Annotated in this window: 13 protein-coding genes; 11 read left to right on the top strand and 2 right to left on the bottom strand. The window is 38.9% G+C overall.

Features of this window, described 5'->3' with window-relative positions:
* Window positions 1-599 precede the first annotated feature (599 nt).
* From LIS78_RS14200 to LIS78_RS14160, 9 genes are all read left to right on the top strand, one after another.
* Entirely contained in the window at window positions 600-4238 is a 3639-nt protein-coding gene (locus tag LIS78_RS14200; RefSeq protein WP_252283848.1) for a multifunctional 2',3'-cyclic-nucleotide 2'-phosphodiesterase/3'-nucleotidase/5'-nucleotidase, read from the top strand.
* Window positions 4239-4526: 288 nt separating this feature from the next.
* The gene (locus tag LIS78_RS14195; RefSeq protein WP_252283847.1) at window positions 4527-5123 is read left to right on the top strand and encodes a TerD family protein; all 597 of its coding nucleotides are present in this window, start codon (window positions 4527-4529) and stop codon (window positions 5121-5123) included.
* Window positions 5124-5147: 24 nt separating this feature from the next.
* A complete protein-coding gene (locus LIS78_RS14190) occupies window positions 5148-5726 on the top strand; it encodes a TerD family protein (RefSeq protein ID WP_013057396.1) in 579 nt (192 codons plus the stop codon).
* A 35-nt stretch (window positions 5727-5761) separates the two neighbouring features.
* Entirely contained in the window at window positions 5762-6340 is a 579-nt protein-coding gene (locus tag LIS78_RS14185) for a TerD family protein (protein WP_252283846.1), read from the top strand.
* Window positions 6341-6434: 94 nt separating this feature from the next.
* The gene (locus tag LIS78_RS14180) at window positions 6435-8051 is read left to right on the top strand and encodes a YceG family protein (protein WP_252283845.1); all 1617 of its coding nucleotides are present in this window, start codon (window positions 6435-6437) and stop codon (window positions 8049-8051) included.
* An 18-nt stretch (window positions 8052-8069) separates the two neighbouring features.
* On the top strand, window positions 8070-9161 hold the full coding sequence (locus LIS78_RS14175) for a toxic anion resistance protein (protein ID WP_252283844.1): 1092 nt from the start codon (window positions 8070-8072) through the stop codon (window positions 9159-9161).
* A 315-nt stretch (window positions 9162-9476) separates the two neighbouring features.
* Entirely contained in the window at window positions 9477-10247 is a 771-nt protein-coding gene (locus tag LIS78_RS14170) for a DeoR/GlpR family DNA-binding transcription regulator (protein ID WP_252283843.1), read from the top strand.
* Window positions 10244-11278, top strand: coding sequence for an oxidoreductase (locus LIS78_RS14165; protein WP_252283842.1), 1035 nt, complete (start codon window positions 10244-10246; stop codon window positions 11276-11278). The genes LIS78_RS14170 and LIS78_RS14165 overlap by 4 nt, the downstream gene beginning before the upstream one ends.
* A gap of 13 nt (window positions 11279-11291) precedes the next feature.
* Window positions 11292-11765, top strand: coding sequence for a heme-degrading domain-containing protein (locus LIS78_RS14160; protein ID WP_209149885.1), 474 nt, complete (start codon window positions 11292-11294; stop codon window positions 11763-11765).
* 36 nt (window positions 11766-11801) lie between these two features.
* On the opposite strand, the gene LIS78_RS14155 is transcribed toward LIS78_RS14160, so the two are convergent.
* Window positions 11802-13061, bottom strand: coding sequence for an erythromycin esterase family protein (locus LIS78_RS14155; RefSeq protein ID WP_209149884.1), 1260 nt, complete (start codon window positions 13059-13061; stop codon window positions 11802-11804).
* Window positions 13062-13147: 86 nt separating this feature from the next.
* Window positions 13148-13306: a hypothetical protein gene (locus LIS78_RS14150; RefSeq protein WP_209149883.1), complete on the bottom strand. Its 159-nt coding sequence runs from the start codon at window positions 13304-13306 to the stop codon at window positions 13148-13150.
* Between the two features lie 171 nt (window positions 13307-13477).
* Here LIS78_RS14150 and LIS78_RS14145 point away from each other — a divergent pair, with 171 nt between their 5' ends.
* Complete coding sequence (locus LIS78_RS14145; protein ID WP_252283841.1) at window positions 13478-14239, top strand: exodeoxyribonuclease III; 762 nt, start codon at window positions 13478-13480, stop codon at window positions 14237-14239.
* Between the two features lie 117 nt (window positions 14240-14356).
* The gene (locus tag LIS78_RS14140; protein WP_057236015.1) at window positions 14357-14794 is read left to right on the top strand and encodes a MarR family winged helix-turn-helix transcriptional regulator; all 438 of its coding nucleotides are present in this window, start codon (window positions 14357-14359) and stop codon (window positions 14792-14794) included.
* Window positions 14795-14911 lie beyond the last annotated feature (117 nt).

Raw genomic sequence — 14911 nt, 5'->3', positions numbered from 1 at the left:
GCGACGAGGAGGCTCATCGGCCGCCCGCGGAAAGCGAAGTCTTGCACGGAAATCCACAGCGGTGTCACAAGCGATTCATACTAGCTCATTGATCCTCTTTGTTGGCCTTTAGATTCGATTGATGTAGTTATGTCTTATGACTCAACCTCGTTTTCTTGTTATAAATGTAAAAGTATATAAATATATCTATTTATTAGAAGGCAAAAACCTTCTCTTTCTTTTTTACATCTACGAAATTTTGTTAGAAGCTGTGACAAACTTAATGTCTGCTTTTCATATCCTATGTATAGTACATATATACACACCGCTTGAAATAAATTTCTTTTGAATTAAAAGAGGGCGTGGGAACCTTGATGTATTAGGTAATAAGACTCATTTAAAAAGGAGGATTCATCCAATTAATAAAAACTATAGTCCTTGGTTTTAAAGAGAGGAACTAAAAAAATTTTTTCGGTTTACAAAAAGTTAATAAAGCGCATACAAATGGTTTACTAAAAAATCAAAAAATTTACATCCTTTATAAATCTTTTCTGCTATACTATTTTTGAACAGTTGCTAGATTTATAGCGATGATAACTTACTTGAAAGGTGAATGGTAGATGCAAAAGAATACACGCAGTAAAACGAAGAAAATCCTATCCACATCACTGGCACTTTCTCTATTATCTATGCCTCTTTTAACTACACAGGCAGGAGCGGAAGAACGTCATCCAGGACAAAGCTCACAGCAAAGCAAGCATCAAGGCCACAATAAAAAAGATGCGCTTGTGAACATACGCCTGATGGAAACAACTGATGTTCATACAAATCTATTAAACTATGATTATTTCAAAGACGCTCCTTATGAAAAAGTGGGTTTAGCTAAAACCGCTACTTTAATTAAAAATGCTCGAAAAGAAGTAAAAAACAGCTTATTAGTAGATAACGGAGACCTCATTCAAGGAACCCCTCTAGGCACGTATAAAGCCAAGATTGATCCGTCAAAAAAAGGCGAAGTTCATCCTGTATTTAAAGCGATGAATCAGCTGGATTATGATATTGCAACGCTTGGAAATCATGAGTTCAACTATGGATTAGACTTCTTAAAAGAAGCCTACAACGATGCGAACTTCCCTTACATAAATGCCAATGTCTACGTTGACGATCATGACAACAACCCGAAAAACGACAAAAACAAATTTACGCCGTATAAAATTATGAATAAAAAAGTTGTTGATGAAAACGGTAAGAAACGAACGATTAAAGTGGGTTTTATTGGCTTTGTGCCTCCTCAAATCAACGACTGGGATAAAGCAAATCTTGATGGAAAAGTCATTACAAAAGGTATTGTTGAAACAGCCAATAAGTACATTCCAGAAATGAAGAAAAAAGGTGCGGACGTAGTTGTTGCAATGGCTCACTCTGGATTTAGCGGCAACAAGCAAAATACGGAAGATGTCATTTACTCATTAAGTGAAGTAAAAGGCATTGATGCTATTACGTTTTCACACACGCATAAAGTCTTCCCTGCTAAAACGGAAGCTTCGCTAGACGGTTTGTTCCTCGGAGCAGATAAAAAACCTCTTCCTGGCGTTGATAATGCAAAAGGAACGATCAACGGCGTTCCGGCTGTTCAAGCAGGTTATGGCGGAGGGTCACTTGGTTTAATTGACTTAACGTTAAAAGAAGAAAAAGGAAAATGGAAAGTAGTAAGCTCTCAATCATCCACGCGTGAAACGTATAAAGACGTAAAAGACGCGTCAGGGAAAACGGTTACGCAAAGTACGGTAGAACCGGATAAAGGCGTTGTTAAAGCAGTTCAAAAAGATCACGATGCAACGGTGAAATATGTGAATACACCAATCGGTAAAACAACGGATGATATCCACAGCTATTTTTCTCTTGTGCAAGATGATCCATCTATTCAAGTTGTGACAAACGCACAAAAAGATTACGTAGAAAAATACGTTTCTCAAAACAAGCCGGAATATAAAGACCTTCCAATTTTATCAGTCGGAGCACCTTTTAAAGCAGGAAGAAACGGCGTAGATGAATATACGGAAATTAAAAAAGGTGACTTAACAATTCGAAGCGCTGGCGACCTGTATCTATATGACAACACATTAAAAGCCGTTAAAGTAAAAGGTTCTGTTGTAAAAGACTGGATTGAAATGTCTGCGGGTAAATTTAATCAAATTACACCGAATAAAACAGAAGAGCAGGAATTATTAAACCCAAGCTTCCCTGTTTACAATTTTGACGTCATTGACGGCGTTCAATACCAAATCGACGTAACAAAACCAGCAAAATACGATGTGAATGGAAACGTGATTCACGAAGATTCAAGCCGCGTTGTTAACTTAACGTATAACGGTAAACCTGTTGATCCAAACCAAGAGTTTATCGTTGTGACAAATAACTACCGAGCTGGCGGAGGTGGAAATTTCCCTGGTCTCAAAGGAAGCGAGCTTGTAGTGGATTCAGCGGATGAAAACCGTCAAATTTTAATGGACTACATTACAGAGCAAAAAGAAATCACGCCAACAGCTGACGATAACTGGTCCATTGCACCAATTAACGGAACGGCTAACGTGACGTTCACAAGCTCACCGCGCGGAGAAAGCTATTTAACTGAAGGAAGTAACATTACGTATACAAATAAAACGGATGACAAAGGATTTGGTATTTACAAAATTAATTTAAACGGCGAATCAAAAGATAATACAAAGATTCAGCTGTTAGGGATGAACGACCTGCATGGTCAGCTCGATACAGATACAAAAATCAATTCAAATGGCCAAACGCTTTTAGCTGGAAATATGAAATATACAGCAGCAGCTATCCGTAAACAAGAAGCAGAAAATCCGAATACGCTTTTAGTTCATGCAGGAGATATGATTGGCGGAAGCCCGTTAGTTTCAGCGCTGTTTCAAGATGAGCCAACGGTTGAAGTGATGGAATCACTTGGCTTTGATGTAGGCACGCTTGGAAATCATGAGTTTGATGAAGGCATTGCTGAGCTTCATCGTATGATTGAAGGCGGAGATCATACGAAAGGAACAAAAGGCTACGACGGCATGAATTTCCCGGTTGTAGCGGCAAATGCTTATGATACTTCAACTAATAAATTAATTACAGAACCTTATGCAATAAAAGAAGTAGGCGGCAAGAAAATCGGCTTCATCGGCGTTGTAACACAAGAAACGCCAAGCATGATCGTTCGTAAAGGAAATGAAAACTTAAAAATTACAGACGAAGCAGAAGCGATTGATAAATATACTGCAGAGTTGAAAAAGCAAGGTATCAAAGCAATTGTGGTACTTGCTCATAATCCATCTAATCAAAACGGTACACCTACTGAATTTGATGCAGCGGATATAGCTAAAAAAGTTGATGATGAAGTTGACGTTATCTTTTCAGCTCACAATCACGTATACAATAACAAAGTAGTAGATGACAAACTAATTGTTCAAGCTTATTCATACGGTTCAGCGTTTTCTGACGTAGATGTTGAAATTGATAATACGGGTGACGTCGTAAAAAAAGATGCAAAAATTGTGACCGTGTATCAGAAAGACTATACGCCAGATCCTGAAGTTTCAAGCATTATGAAAAAGTACGAAGACTTAGCAGCACCTATTAAAGCAGAAGTGGTTGGGAAGTCATCTACAGATTTGGCAAAAGGCTATCCGTCTAGCGGGCCAACAGGCGATATCGCGCTTGGAAACTTAATTGCTGACGGTATGAAAGCAGAAATGAACGCTGACTTTGCTTTAATGAATGGCGGAGGCGTTCGTTCACAGCTTGGTGCTGGTGACGTGACATATGGTGATTTGTTTGCGATTCAGCCGTTTGGCAACGTCTTAAATAAAGTAAAGCTAAGCGGAGCGGATTTAGAAACGGTGTTAAACAATCAAATTACATCATCCGGACTAGATTTCCATATTGCAGGCTTTAACTATACGTGGGATGGAAGCACGAATAAAGTAGTCGATATCACGCTTCCAGATGGAAGTAAAATTGACAAAGAAAAAGAATACACAGTAGTAGTCAATAACTATATGTACGGAAATGAAAAATACGGTATTGGCGCACTTTCTTCAGATATGGAAGTGGGACCAGAAGATTTACAGGCAACGGTAAACTATATTAAAACACTTAACAGCCCGTTTGAATACCAAGCTGAAGGCCGTATTCAAAACGTGGCAGCTGCTAAAACAGCTGAACAGCAAGAACCTACTTTAAAAATAGCTCAATAAGCCAAAAAAGACTGTCTCATAACTCGGATTTCCGGTTTAGAGACAGTCTTTTTTTAGTAGATTATCTTCACTTTCAAACTTTAAATCAATTAATTTACGCCATAACAGACAGCTTAATTTTTGAAGAAATCACCAAATTGTGGTATTCTTTCCATGGAAAGAAGATTTACGTAAACGTTAAAAATGGTATAAAAGATTTCACTATTTTTTCATTTATCTGCGCTATGATATAGAACTATATAGAACCTTAAAAAGAATGTGTTCGTTACAGTAAAGGAGTAAATAAAAGTGGCTATTAATCTACAAAAAGGTCAAAAAATTGATTTAACAAAAGGAAGAGAAGGCCTATCTTCTATTACAGTTGGATTAGGATGGGATCCTGTAAAAAAACGCAGCTTTTTTGGTTTCGGAAGAAACGGACCAAGTATCGACTGTGATGCATCTGTTCTTATGCTAAATTCAAACGATAAGCTTGTAAGTAACTCAGCCGTTGTGTATTTTGGAAATCGTCACAGTAACTGCGGGAGCGTTAAGCATTCAGGCGATAACCTTACCGGAGCAGGTGAAGGAGACGATGAACAAATTTTTGTTGATTTAAAAAAGGTTCCTGGAAACGTACATAAACTTGTGTTTGTGGTCAACATCTATCAGTGTGTTGAGCGAAACCAAGATTTCGGTATGATTAAAAATGCGTTTATTCGCGTTGTAGACAGCGCTAAAAACGAAGAGCTTGTCTACTTTAATCTATCTGAAGACCATTCAGGAGCAACCGCTCTATTTGCAGGTGAAATTTACCGAGACGGGAATGAATGGAAGTTTTCAGCAACTGGAGATGCAACGAGAGATACCGGATTAGGAGAAATTGCAAATAAATATACAAAATAAACAACTTGAAAAGAGGGAAACGAAATGGCTATTAATCTTTCAAAAGGACAAAAAGTAGATTTAACAAAAACGAATCCAGGATTAACAAACGTAGTAGTAGGTCTTGGATGGGATGTAAATAAGTATGATGGTGGAAACGATTTTGATTTAGATTCATCTGTCTTTTTATTAAACGGAGCGGGAAAATGTGCTTCAGAATCTGATTTTATTTTTTACAATAATACGACGGGTGCAAACGGAGCGGTTGAGCATACCGGAGATAACCGTACAGGCGTAGGTGAAGGAGACGATGAGCAGGTTCAAGTAGATTTGAAAAATGTGCCTCAATCTATTGAACGTATCGCGTTTACCATTACCATTCATGAAGCGGAAGCACGCGGTCAAAACTTCGGCCAGGTAAGCAACGCCTACGTTCGTATTTTAAATGCAACAAATGACGAAGAGTTAATTCGTTATGATTTAGGTGAAGATTTCTCGATTGAAACAGCGGTTGTGGTAGGCGAGCTGTACCGACACGGTGGAGAGTGGAAGTTCAATGCCATTGGCAGCGGCTATCAAGGTGGCTTAGCGGCACTTGTAAACGATTTTGGTTTAAACGCCTAATCATTGAAGTAAGAAAACGTACGGAGGATGTTTTTATGTCAATTTCTTTATCAAAAGGTCAGCGCATTGACCTAACCAAAACAAATCCAGGATTAACAAAAGTAATAGTAGGTCTTGGATGGGATACAAATAAATATGCTGGATCTCAGGATTTCGATTTAGATGCATGTGCATTTTTAGCTAACAAATCAAGTCAGGTTGTAAATGAAGAGGAGTTTGTTTTTTACAACAATTTAAAAAGTCCAAATGGAGCTGTGGAGCATACCGGTGACAACCGTACAGGTGCAGGAGATGGAGACGATGAGCAAATAGCCGTTGATTTTTCCCTTCTTCCTGACCACGTTGAAAAAATCGGAATTAGCGTCACGATTCACGACGCAGATGCTCGCGGACAAAACTTTGGACAAGTATCCAACGCGTTTGTTCGTCTGATAGACGCTGAAACAAATGAAGAAGTGCTTCGTTACGATTTAGGCGAAGATTTTTCAATTGAAACAGCTGTCGTTGTATGCGAGCTATACAAGCACGGAAACGACTGGAAGTTTAATGCCATTGGCAGCGGATTTTCCGGTGGCTTGGCCGACCTTTGCCGCAACTACGGATTATCCGTATAAAAAAGGCATGGGATAAATGAAAAAGAAAGGGTGCTTTAACAAGTACCCTTTCTTTTTAGCATGTATATGTCTGAAAAGAAAGGAGCTGTAAGGCGTGAGTAAACTAATTGATCCTCATATCATTAATCTTAACGAGCAGAATGGAACTTCTCTTTTTTCTAAAGATGTTTCTCTGCGAGGTGACTTTATACAAAATGAGCAGCAAACTTCCTATAAGCAAGTGGCGGGAAGGTATTTAGGCACTCATCTTGATGCGGACGAGTACGCAGCTTTTCTTTATGAACTTGCACATTCATCATCATCGATCCTTGTCCTGCACGATAAGCTTGATAAGTCCATTTCGAATGATAGATTAAAAGAAGTACAAACCATCCTTAAAATTAATCAAGAAGAACGCGGCCTTTCTGTCAATCGACTGTTTGCTTTTTTAGAAGGAAAAAAGCTGATCGTAAAGTCAGAAAGTCCCGCTATACATAGAAGAGTACGTGAAAAATTTATTGAAACGTTAACGTGTTTTAAAGAACAGCATGCAGAGGGCTTTATGGACGAGCATTTTCAACGCGTATTAATCGATTTAATAAAGTGGCAGTGGAATCATGTAAAACCTTGGCTGCTGGATAAAGCATTTCCTGAACACGTGCCTCGCATCATGTGGTACGGAGATGCAAATAAAAGCGAGCAGTATTTTCTCTATTATTTAATTTTACTAGGTTTTGACGTCCTTACCTTTCATCCAGAGGGAAAGGATAATTTAAAAGAAGTAGATAAGAATCAACATTTAACAACAGTTTATACGTTTCCTTCTACTAGCTCGCTTGTACCTTTTCCAACGGATAAACCGGTTCGAAAAGGTACGGTAGCATTTAGAGCGTCTCAAGAAATTGAGCAAGTGCTTCATTCAGAGGAGTCCATGCTGTATAAACCTTGGCAATTTCGTTCGTATTTTCCAACTTCAGTTACTCTCAAAACGACGTATGATGAGATCTTTTTATTAATGAGAGAACGGGCGTTTATCCGTCCTAATTTTGAAGTGTCAAAGCCATATGTCCACGTGCCGGTCCTATTTTCAAAAGTACTTGGTATTTCTAAAAACCGAAAAGAGTACTGGAGTAAAGTGCATGAGCTCATGCAAACGGAAAATGAGTTAGCTCTGCCTGTTGATTCTGTTCCTTTTGCCAAAAAAATAGAAGGAAATAATCACTTTCACTATCAAGGAGCTCTCGGAAGTGATGGAACGCTCAGTCCTGATAAAATGATTGAAAGCAACTGGTGGCGCTATAAAGAACTGCCTATCGGGCTTCAGCAAGGGCTAGCTGCAGCCATTTCCAGATATTGTGCACATTCAAAGCTCCTTCGGTTGGATCATGAAGATGCGTATCAGCATCAAATGTACTTGTTTAATCAGTCTTTGAAGCTTCCAAACAACGTGCTTCGCATGCTTCAAAAATTTGATTATACGCAGCACGTCCCTCGGGTAATTATTTATCACGGAAATGAACATGAAACGTTTACGCGTGAAGATGCAGCTTTACTGCTTCTGTTAAATGAATTTGGCGTTGATATTGTTCTTTTTAATCCGACCGGTCAAATAGATATAGAAGCGTTTGTCGAAGAAAAATATTTCGATATACATTGGCTAGAAGATATTAGCTTTAATGAAGAATTCAAAGAGCCATCGCTCATTCAAAAATGGTTAAAACGAATCTTTTAAAGAAAGAAGGGTTTTTAAATGGCAACAAACGAATTACAGTCTTTAGATTTAAACGAAGCCGAAGAAGTTTTAGAAACAAAGCCTAATGAAGTAAAAGCAAAACTGCGAGAAGAGCCGGAAGTACGTCGCTTAGCAGAACAAATTGATTATAAAAATCAGCTAGCTTTACTTGAGTATGGGAAAGAAACAGCCAATGAAATTTCCTCGTTTTCCGGAAAAGTGCTTAGTACAATTAAATCGTCTAGCATGGAAGAGTCAAGTCAATTATTAAAGCAGCTTGGAAAGATTATGGATAAATTTGATGCAAAGGATTTTGTTGAAGATAAAGGGTTTTTCTCTAAGCTTTTTAAACGCGGTCAAAAAATAGTGGATAAGCTGTTTCAAAAATATGAAACGATGGGCTCTGAAATTGATAAAGTATATGTAGAGATTACAAAATATGAAACCGAAATGAAGCATTCAACCACAACGCTTGAACAGCTTTACGAGCAAAACTATCAGTATTATATGGAGCTTGAAAAATACATTGTAGCGGGCGAAGTGAAAGTAGAAGAGTTAAAACAAGAGCTAAAGGTGCTTGAAGAAAGAGCGTCGAGTGGAAATCAGCTGGCGGCAATGGAGCTTCAAACCTTAAAAAATGCGGTTGAGCTGATGGAGCAGCGATTATATGATTTAGAAATGGCAAAACAAGTATCTTATCAATCCGCTCCTCAAATCCGTATGCTGCAGCGAGGAAATACAAAGCTGATCGGCAAAATTAATTCTGCGTTTATTACAACGATTCCTATTTTTAAAAATGGGCTTATTAACGCAATCGCAGCAAAACGTCAAAATTTAGTAGCGGAGTCGATGAACGAATTAGACAAACGCACAAATGAGCTGCTCATTCGAAATGCAGAAAATATTTCACAGCAAAGCGTTAAAATTACCAAAATGTCGGGTGCGCCCAGCGTAAAAGTAGAAACGATGGAACAAACGTGGAATATTATTATGAAAGGAATGCAGGAAACAAAAGCTATCGAAGAAGAAAACAAACGCCTTCGTGAAGAAGGACTTGTTTGCTTAGAGCAATTTCAAGAAAACTTCAAGGCGCTTGAACATAAGATGTAACGAAAAAGCGGGAATCGTAAAGATTCCCGCTTTTTTTTTGCATATACGTTTGCTGGAAGTCCGAATCGCTTAGAAGAGATTAGTGAAAAGCATGAAAGGGTATCAGATATAAAAGAAGTATTATCCAAAATAAGATAGTTATTTCCAAAAAGCGTTTGTACACTTTTATGCTTTTTTTCGAATTTGTTTAAATAATCTTTTATAATTTAAGTTAAAAACTTAAAAAAATTAATCATTTTAAGTTTTTTTAGTGGTTTTTAGTTTTTCTTTGCGCTACAATTAGCTCATATTAAAGTAAAAAAGGAGGGTATTTCAATGTATCAAGAACAGCGCATGAGTGCGATTGTTGAATACCTTCATACACACCGTACAATTACGTTAGACGAAATGTGCGATATGTTTACCGTTTCAAAAGATACGGCGAGACGTGATTTAGTCAAGCTTGAAGAAAACGGTGAGGTTATGAGAGTTAAAGGCGGAGCGACGCTATCGTCAAGTCATATCATTGATTACAGTGAGCGAACGCCTACCAAAGCCAAAGAACAAATTGCTAAAGAAGCAGCTTCGTTAATGTCGGAGGGGTATGACGTGCTTTTAGATACGTCTTCTACCATCGCACTGATGGCAAAGTATATGGATGTAAAGCATGTAACCGTTATTACGAATTCCATTGATAATGTGGATTTGCTGGATCAATATACGACAAGTGATACGTTTTTGCTGCCGGGCAAGTTTAACGGGAAAAACCGTAACGTCACCGGGCCAAGAACGATTTCTACGTTGCAGGAATACAAAGTAGATCAGCTGTTTTTAGGTACGTGCGGCGTTGGTGCAGATGGTATTACATCTCCAAGTGAAGAAGAAGCGTTTTTAAAAAGACAGATGATTCAATGCGCAAGACAAGTTATTATGCTTGCGGATCATACAAAGTTTGAACGTGAATTCTTACACCGAGTATGTGATATGAGCGACATTGATATCCTGATTACGAATAAAGCGCCAGAAGCAGATGTAAAAGAAAAAATAGAACAAAATCAAGTGCGGCTTATCGTAACAGATTTTGATAAAGGAGAGGAAACACAATGAAGAAAATAAAAGTAGGATTAGTAGGATACGGATTTTCAGCAACGGTCTTTCACACGCCGCTTTTAAGCGTGTTAGACGAATTTCATATTTCAAAAGTAATGAGTTCAAATCCTGAAAAAGTAAAGAGTGACTTAGAAGATGTTGAAGTAGTGAGCACTCTATCTGAACTTCTAGAAGATGACAGCATTGACTTAGTTATTATTACAACGCCTAGCGGCATGCATTATGAAATGGTGAAAGACGCACTGCGTGCAGGCAAGCATGTAATTATTGAAAAGCCGATGGTCGTATCGGAAAAAGAAGCAAATGAATTAATTCAATTAGCAAAAGAACAAGATGTGCAACTAAGCGTCTATCATAACCGCAGATGGGATAACGATTATTTGACAGTGAAGCAGCTGATTGAAGAAAGAAAATTAGGCGACGTTAAAATGTATGAAGCTCATTTTGACCGCTATCGTCCAGCTGTTCGAGACCGCTGGAGAGAGAATGAAGGACCTGGTTCAGGAGCGCTTTACGATTTAGGATCTCATTTAATTGACCAGGCCTTACACCTTTTTGGAATGCCTGAATTTGTTCAAGCTGATGTGTTTGGTCAGCGAGATCATGCACGTGCGGATGATTACTTCCACGTAGTGCTTGGATACGGTTCTCTTCGCGTTATTTTACATTCAAGTGCCATTGTGCCAAGCAACGGGCCGCGCTTTCAAGTTCACGGAACAAAAGCAAGCTATATTAAATACGGCATTGACGGCCAAGAAGATATGCTAAGAGCCGGCAAGAAGCCTGTGGATGATACGTGGGGAGCTGACAGCCCTGAGCACTACGGGAAGCTGACAACAGGCGAAGGCGAAACGGAAGAAATTCAAACGCTGCACGGTTCTTATGTGACGTATTATCAAAAAATAGCCGACAGCCTGCTTCGAGGAGAAGAGCTTCCGGTTTCAGCAGAAGAAGCTCGTGACGTAGTTAAAGTTATCGAAGCGGCATTTGAAAGCAGCCAAGAAAAACGAGCGGTTTATTTTAACTAAGGAGCGAGAAACAGTGAGTAATCATTCGGTAGAGAAACTACTTGAAAAAGTAGTTCAGCAGGAAAAAGAACTAATCTTTCATCAATTTACAAATGACCAAGCTTTGCAGATAGGAACAGCAATTATTAATGAAGCAAAAAGTAAGGGGAAAGCCGTTACAGTAAATATTAAACGAAATGGTCAAACTCTCTTTCAACATGCGATGGAAGGGGCCATTCCCGACCATGAAGAATGGATTAAACGAAAATCAAATACCGTTCTTCGCCACCATCACAGCTCGTATTATATGAAGCTGTACTGCGAGTTAAAAGATCGTTCTTACGCGCAGTTTTATGCAGCTAACCCTCAGGAATTCGAAGCGGTAGGCGGGTCATTTCCGATTTCGGTTAAAAACGTTGGCGTAATTGGAAGCATCACCGTATCAGGCATGTCACAAGAAGAAGACCATGCACTGGTGACCGATACGATTCGTAGCTTTTTGCAATAAAAATAAGCGGACTTCGTTGGAAGTCCGCTTATTTAATTAAAAGATGAGTGGCGATAAGGCGTGTGTTTTTTCTACGTAAATAAAAGCATCATATCGTTTTGACAAGCGAGAAGGAACATAATTTCCGTATTGTTCAATCTCTGGGTCATATACAACACCAATGGCGCGGTGGCCTATCGTTGAATGAAAAAATATTCGGTTTTCTTCTGTGAACATGAGGTATTGATCAAAAGCACCTGCTCGGTGAATGGTATCTTCCCAGCTTCCTTCCATAGCTGGAGGAACGGTTAATTCCTGCTGAGGATTATCCCAGCTATCAGAAGCAATGACCGTGCCGTGATGAGTTCCGAATCCGACGGCGTAAACATGCTTCTGTCCGTATTCTTCACGGGTAAGCTGACCTACATTCACCATGCCGCTGCTTTTCATGTCCGTTGCTCTTGCATCTCCGATGTGAGTGTTATGCTCCCATACAATTCCTTTGGCGCTATCTTTGTAGTAAGATTGAATATATTTTAAAGCTTCTACCATATGACGATCGCGAATATTCCACGATTCATTGTCATTGGTAATCATCGTATGATAATAAGCTTCAGCATTGCTTGCTACCAGCATATTTACCTGCATACTAAGCGCAGCCTCAGGCTCATGAGTATAGGTATCTTTCTTTTGCTGAATGGTTTGTAAAAGCTCTAAGATTTCTACCATGCAGTTTTTTCCGTAAAGAGCAGAAGAAATTCCGTACATCTGTGCTTCACGATGAAAAGGTTCAAAGCATTCAAAGGCTTTTTTCGCTTTCTTTGCATCAGAAGCGTGGTTGTTTTCTAAGTACTCAATAATAGCTTCCATCGATTCCCACAGGCTGTATACATCTAAGCCGTAAAAACCTACTTTTGGCTGATGTGCTGGCAAGTTGTTGTTATAATCACGAAGCCATTCAATCAATTCTTTTATTTCTTGATTGGCCCACATCCATGAAGGCCAGCGGCTAAAAGATTTTAAGACATCTTCGGCATTCGCGTATTGAGTTGTATATCCTTTAATATAGCGATTAACTTCAAAACACGAAGGCCAGTCTCCTTCCACTGCTATAAAGGAAAAATCATGATGCTGAATTAATTCTTTCGTAATAGCTGCTCGAATTTCGTAAAATTCAGATGTGCCGTGAGATGCTTCGCCGAGAAGTACGTATTGAGCGCGGCTTGCTGTGTTAATAAGCGGCAGTAAGTCATCGACATCAGCAAAAGGCATAGAATGTTTTTTAATGGCTTCTATCATTTGAATGGTTTTTAGCATACGACCACCTTATTTTTAAGAAATGGATAGCAAGAGCTTGGGACAGCAAGTCTTGCTACCAGTTAACGGGTTTTTATTTTTATGGATTACCTGCTGAAGTGCTTAATAGCAGAATCATTTAAAGAAAAATCTTCTTTAGTAAGCGCCGTTTGATCTTGTGTTTCACATTGTTTAGCAGGATGTTCTTCTTTTTTAGAAACAGCAGAAACTTCTTCGGTATTGTCATATCGATTGTTTATTGACATTGCTTTTCACCTCTTATATCTAGTGTTTGAGGTACAGAAAATAAAATAAGAAGAAATATTAGGAATACCTTGAAAAGAAAAGTATACGCTTTAAATTATTTGAACTCATGCAAGAAATTGTCTACACTAAACACTGATACATAAATCGAGTGAGGAGAACGTGAAGAGTTTATGAAGTTGATTTCGTGGAACGTAAATGGCATTCGCGCATGTGTGCGAAAAGGATTTTTAGATTATTTTCAAGAAGTGAATGCGGATGTATTTTGTATTCAAGAGACGAAGCTGCAAGAGGGGCAGATCGATTTGCAGCTAGAAGGATATTATCAGTACTGGAATTACGCCGTGAAAAAAGGCTATTCCGGAACGGCTGTTTTTACAAAGCAAAAGCCTTTATCGGTTTCATACGGTGTGGATAAAGAATCAGAAGACGAAGGGCGTATCATTACACTCGAGTTTGAACAATGCTATGTAGTAAATGTGTATACGCCAAATTCTAAAAGAGATTTAGCGAGACTTGAAGAAAGGCTTCAATGGGAAGATGATCTGCTTGTGTACTTGAAAAAATTAAATAGTCGTAAAGCGGTGATTTTATGCGGAGACTTAAACGTAGCACACGCAGAGATTGATTTGCGCAACCCAAAGTCAAACCGAGGCAATTCTGGTTTTACAATAGAAGAGCGAGGGAAAATGACGACGCTTCTTGCTAGCGGATTTCTTGATACATTTCGTTATCTATATCCGGATCGAGAAGGCGCTTATACATGGTGGTCGTATATGAACAAAGTGCGAGAACGAAATATTGGGTGGCGCATTGATTATTTTATCATATCAGAGAGAATTAAAGACGTTATTCAAGAAGCTGCTATTCATCCGCATGTAATGGGAAGCGACCACTGTCCTGTGATGCTAGAATTAAATGTACCCCATCTATGATTTCTTTCTATATAATAGAAGAAAAACGGAAAAAAGGTTGGTTCACGCGAACGGTTGCGGTATAGTAAACATATCGAAAATTACAGAATGTTCTATGAGATAAAGGGGGAGATAGAAGTGAAGCGAGACTCGCTGCAAACCATTGAGCACGAAATTGCGCTGCTTGTTCGTCTAACAACGACGCACAGTCCTAAGCTTGGAAGCTTGGATCGGTCCGAATATTTACTGTTAAGCGAGCTAGATCAGCGCAGTCCGCTCGGGATTAATGCATTAGCTGAAAATTTAAAGCTGAGCTTATCTACAGCTAGCCGGCAAGTATCTGCCCTTGAGACTAAACAGTTTGTTCGCCGCTTTCCAAGTCCAGAAAATGGGCGGATTAGTTTAATTGAAATGACGGATTCAGGAAAAGATATTTTGCAGCATGTACAAAACAAGCGTAAACAAGCCTATGCTGAAGTATTGGAAGACTGGTCGGAAGAAGAGATTTTAGCACTGGAAAAAAGCTTATCCCGCTTGAATCACGATTTTAAAAAATGGCGCAGTAATGGATGTTAAAGCGAATACATATAGATGGACAAGAAGGCTATTGAAAAATAGTCTTTTTAAGTTGAAACAAAGAAGTTGATTTCTTCATTAAAAGATGTATAATATGTAGTGCTGCTATAACTTGCA

Origin of the sequence: Priestia megaterium (assembly GCF_023824195.1) — a bacterium.
Classification (GTDB): Bacteria; Bacillota; Bacilli; order Bacillales; family Bacillaceae_H; genus Priestia; species Priestia megaterium_D.
The sequence above is the reverse complement of the archived record's forward strand: the minus strand, read 5'-3'. Positions and strand labels throughout refer to the sequence as shown.